Origin of the sequence: Streptococcus oralis (assembly GCF_001588645.1) — a bacterium.
Lineage (GTDB): Bacteria > Bacillota > Bacilli > Lactobacillales > Streptococcaceae > Streptococcus > Streptococcus oralis_AB.
On sequence record NZ_LAYF01000009.1, the window covers coordinates 1 to 5243 of the forward strand.

Annotated in this window: 2 tRNA genes and 3 rRNA genes; all 5 read right to left on the minus strand. The window is 49.4% G+C overall.

The window, feature by feature from the left end:
* The 5 genes from rrf to A0739_RS07390 all read right to left on the minus strand — a co-directional run bounded on the left by rrf (position 1) and on the right by A0739_RS07390 (position 5193).
* Positions 1–116: ribosomal RNA gene (gene rrf / locus A0739_RS07370) — 5S ribosomal RNA — on the minus strand.
* Positions 117–192: 76 nt separating this feature from the next.
* Positions 193–3095, minus strand: a 23S ribosomal RNA gene (locus tag A0739_RS07375).
* A 122-nt stretch (positions 3096–3217) separates the two neighbouring features.
* Positions 3218–3290: transfer RNA gene (locus A0739_RS07380), tRNA-Ala, on the minus strand.
* A 51-nt stretch (positions 3291–3341) separates the two neighbouring features.
* Positions 3342–4890, minus strand: a 16S ribosomal RNA gene (locus A0739_RS07385).
* The 16S, 23S and 5S rRNA genes sit together here with 2 tRNA genes alongside, the layout of an rRNA operon.
* Positions 4891–5121: 231 nt before the next feature.
* Positions 5122–5193 (minus strand) — tRNA-Glu (locus A0739_RS07390).
* Positions 5194–5243: the final 50 nt, after the last annotated feature.

The window sequence follows — 5243 nt, forward strand, 5'->3', positions numbered from 1 at the left end:
GCTAAGCGACTTCCATATCTCACAGGGGGCAACCCCCAACTACTTCCGGCGTTCTAGGGCTTAACTACTGTGTTCGGCATGGGTACAGGTGTATCTCCTAGGCTATCGTCACTTAACTCTGAGTAATACCTACTCAAAATTGAATATCTATCAAATACCAAGAAAACCTTCGCTTTCGTATTCTCAGTTACTTTGGATAAGTCCTCGAGCTATTAGTATTAGTCCGCTACATGTGTCGCCACACTTCCACTTCTAACCTATCTACCTGATCATCTCTCAGGGCTCTTACTGATATAAAATCATGGGAAATCTCATCTTGAGGTGGGTTTCACACTTAGATGCTTTCAGCGTTTATCCCTTCCCTACATAGCTACCCAGCGATGCCTTTGGCAAGACAACTGGTACACCAGCGGTAAGTCCACTCTGGTCCTCTCGTACTAGGAGCAGATCCTCTCAAATTTCCTACGCCCGCGACGGATAGGGACCGAACTGTCTCACGACGTTCTGAACCCAGCTCGCGTGCCGCTTTAATGGGCGAACAGCCCAACCCTTGGGACCGACTACAGCCCCAGGATGCGACGAGCCGACATCGAGGTGCCAAACCTCCCCGTCGATGTGAACTCTTGGGGGAGATAAGCCTGTTATCCCCAGGGTAGCTTTTATCCGTTGAGCGATGGCCCTTCCATACGGAACCACCGGATCACTAAGCCCGACTTTCGTCCCTGCTCGAGTTGTAGCTCTCGCAGTCAAGCTCCCTTATACCTTTACACTCTGCGAATGATTTCCAACCATTCTGAGGGAACCTTTGGGCGCCTCCGTTACCTTTTAGGAGGCGACCGCCCCAGTCAAACTGCCCGTCAGACACTGTCTCCGATAGGGATAACCTATCCGGGTTAGAGTGGCCATAACACAAGGGTAGTATCCCAACAACGTCTCCTTCGAAACTGGCGTCCCGATCTCATAGACTCCTACCTATCCTGTACATGTGGTACAGACACTCAATATCAAACTGCAGTAAAGCTCCATGGGGTCTTTCCGTCCTGTCGCGGGTAACCTGCATCTTCACAGGTACTAAAATTTCACCGAGTCTCTCGTTGAGACAGTGCCCAAATCATTACGCCTTTCGTGCGGGTCGGAACTTACCCGACAAGGAATTTCGCTACCTTAGGACCGTTATAGTTACGGCCGCCGTTTACTGGGGCTTCAATTCATACCTTCGGATTACTCCTAAGCACTCCTCTTAACCTTCCAGCACCGGGCAGGCGTCACCCCCTATACATCATCTTACGATTTAGCAGAGAGCTGTGTTTTTGATAAACAGTTGCTTGGGCCTATTCACTGCGGCTGACCTAAAGTCAGCACCCCTTCTCCCGAAGTTACGGGGTCATTTTGCCGAGTTCCTTAACGAGAGTTCTCTCGCTCACCTGAGGCTACTCGCCTCGACTACCTGTGTCGGTTTGCGGTACGGGTAGAGTATGTTTAAACGCTAGAAGCTTTTCTTGGCAGTGTGACGTCACTAACTTCGCTACTAAACTTCGCTCCCCATCACAGCTCAATGTTATAGATATAAGCATTTGACTCATATCACACCTCACTGCTTAGACAGACTCTTCCATTCGTCTGCTTTAGTTAGCCTACTGCGTCCCTCCATCACTACATACTCTAGTACAGGAATATCAACCTGTTGTCCATCGGATACACCTTTCGGTCTCTCCTTAGGTCCCGACTAACCCAGGGCGGACGAGCCTTCCCCTGGAAACCTTAGTCTTACGGTGGACAGGATTCTCACCTGTCTTTCGCTACTCATACCGGCATTCTCACTTCTATGCGTTCCAGCACTCCTCACGGTATACCTTCTTCACACATAGAACGCTCTCCTACCATACCTATAAAGGTATCCACAGCTTCGGTAAATTGTTTTAGCCCCGGTACATTTTCGGCGCAGGGTCACTCGACTAGTGAGCTATTACGCACTCTTTGAATGAATAGCTGCTTCTAAGCTAACATCCTAGTTGTCTGTGCAACCCCACATCCTTTTCCACTTAACAATTATTTTGGGACCTTAGCTGGTGGTCTGGGCTGTTTCCCTTTCGACTACGGATCTTAGCACTCGCAGTCTGACTGCCGACCATAATTCATTGGCATTCGGAGTTTATCTGAGATTGGTAATCCGGGATGGACCCCTCACCCAAACAGTGCTCTACCTCCAAGAATCTTTATGTCGACGCTAGCCCTAAAGCTATTTCGGAGAGAACCAGCTATCTCCAAGTTCGTTTGGAATTTCTCCGCTACCCACAAGTCATCCAAGCACTTTTCAACGTGCCCTGGTTCGGTCCTCCAGTGCGTCTTACCGCACCTTCAACCTGCTCATGGGTAGGTCACATGGTTTCGGGTCTACGACATGATACTAAGGCGCCCTATTCAGACTCGGTTTCCCTGCGGCTCCGTCTCTTCAACTTAACCTCGCATCATATCGTAACTCGCCGGTTCATTCTACAAAAGGCACGCTCTCACCCATTAACGGGCTCGAACTTGTTGTAGGCACACGGTTTCAGGTTCTATTTCACTCCCCTCCCGGGGTGCTTTTCACCTTTCCCTCACGGTACTGGTTCACTATCGGTCACTAGGGAGTATTTAGGGTTGGGAGATGGTCCTCCCAGATTCCGACGGGATTTCACGTGTCCCGCCGTACTCAGGATACTGCTAGGTACAAAGACTATTTTAAATACGAGGCTGTTACTCTCTTTGGCTGATCTTCCCAAATCATTCTTCTATAATCTTTGAGTCCACATTGCAGTCCTACAACCCCGAAGAGTAAACTCTTCGGTTTGCCCTCCTGCCGTTTCGCTCGCCGCTACTAAGGCAATCGCTTTTGCTTTCTCTTCCTGCAGCTACTTAGATGTTTCAGTTCACTGCGTCTTCCTCCTCACATCCTTAACAGATGCGGGTAACAGGTAGTACCTGTTGGGTTCCCCCATTCGGAAATCCCTGGATCATCGCTTACTTACAGCTACCCAAGGCATATCGTCGTTTGTCACGTCCTTCTTCGGCTCCTAGTGCCAAGGCATCCACCGTGCGCCCTTATTAACTTAACCTTATTTTTTGACCTTTCAGTCATAAACTCTTTTAATACTACAGCGTTTCGGTTTATTTTCTTGTTACTATTTGATATAGATATTCAATTTTCAATGTGCATTACTTGGTGATCTCTCACCAATGGAGCCTAGCGGGATCGAACCGCTGACCTCCTGCGTGCAAAGCAGGCGCTCTCCCAGCTGAGCTAAGGCCCCACAAGACCTCTCAAGACTAAACAAGACCAATGTGCAGTTCCTTATCCTTAGAAAGGAGGTGATCCAGCCGCACCTTCCGATACGGCTACCTTGTTACGACTTCACCCCAATCATCTATCCCACCTTAGGCGGCTGGCTCCTAAAAGGTTACCTCACCGACTTCGGGTGTTACAAACTCTCGTGGTGTGACGGGCGGTGTGTACAAGGCCCGGGAACGTATTCACCGCGGCGTGCTGATCCGCGATTACTAGCGATTCCGACTTCATGTAGGCGAGTTGCAGCCTACAATCCGAACTGAGACTGGCTTTAAGAGATTAGCTTGCCGTCACCGGCTTGCGACTCGTTGTACCAGCCATTGTAGCACGTGTGTAGCCCAGGTCATAAGGGGCATGATGATTTGACGTCATCCCCACCTTCCTCCGGTTTATTACCGGCAGTCTCGCTAGAGTGCCCAACTGAATGATGGCAACTAACAATAGGGGTTGCGCTCGTTGCGGGACTTAACCCAACATCTCACGACACGAGCTGACGACAACCATGCACCACCTGTCACCTCTGTCCCGAAGGAAAACTCTATCTCTAGAGCGGTCAGAGGGATGTCAAGACCTGGTAAGGTTCTTCGCGTTGCTTCGAATTAAACCACATGCTCCACCGCTTGTGCGGGCCCCCGTCAATTCCTTTGAGTTTCAACCTTGCGGTCGTACTCCCCAGGCGGAGTGCTTAATGCGTTAGCTGCGGCACTAAACCCCGGAAAGGGTCTAACACCTAGCACTCATCGTTTACGGCGTGGACTACCAGGGTATCTAATCCTGTTTGCTCCCCACGCTTTCGAGCCTCAGCGTCAGTTACAAGCCAGAGAGCCGCTTTCGCCACCGGTGTTCCTCCATATATCTACGCATTTCACCGCTACACATGGAATTCCACTCTCCCCTCTTGCACTCAAGTTAAACAGTTTCCAAAGCGTACTATGGTTAAGCCACAGCCTTTAACTTCAGACTTATCTAACCGCCTGCGCTCGCTTTACGCCCAATAAATCCGGACAACGCTCGGGACCTACGTATTACCGCGGCTGCTGGCACGTAGTTAGCCGTCCCTTTCTGGTAAGATACCGTCACAGTGTGAACTTTCCACTCTCACACTCGTTCTTCTCTTACAACAGAGCTTTACGATCCGAAAACCTTCTTCACTCACGCGGCGTTGCTCGGTCAGACTTCCGTCCATTGCCGAAGATTCCCTACTGCTGCCTCCCGTAGGAGTCTGGGCCGTGTCTCAGTCCCAGTGTGGCCGATCACCCTCTCAGGTCGGCTATGTATCGTTGCCTTGGTGAGCCGTTACCTCACCAACTAGCTAATACAACGCAGGTCCATCTGGTAGTGATGCAATTGCACCTTTTAAGCAAATGTCATGCAACATCTACTCTTATGCGGTATTAGCTATCGTTTCCAATAGTTATCCCCCGCTACCAGGCAGGTTACCTACGCGTTACTCACCCGTTCGCAACTCATCCAAGAAGAGCAAGCTCCTCTCTTCAGCGTTCTACTTGCATGTATTAGGCACGCCGCCAGCGTTCGTCCTGAGCCAGGATCAAACTCTCATTAAAAGTTTGAGTTCTCACTCATTTCTGTCACTGACAGATTTATTGTTTTTTTCATTGTTCAGTACTATAACCTCAGTTATAGTGCCCTGCACATTGGTTCGTCTTGTTCAGTTTTCAAAGGTCTTTGTCACTCAATCTCTCTCAAGCGACAACTATATTAGTATATCACAGCTACCTGTCTCTGTCAACAGATTTTTTAAACTTTTTTCAAGTTTTTTTAACCGCAATACACCATAGTCCGTACGGGATTCGAACCCGTGTTACCGCCGTGAAAAGGCGGTGTCTTAACCCCTTGACCAACGGACCTTGAGCTTTTCAACTCTTTCTATTATACCTACTTTTTTACCTTTGTCAAG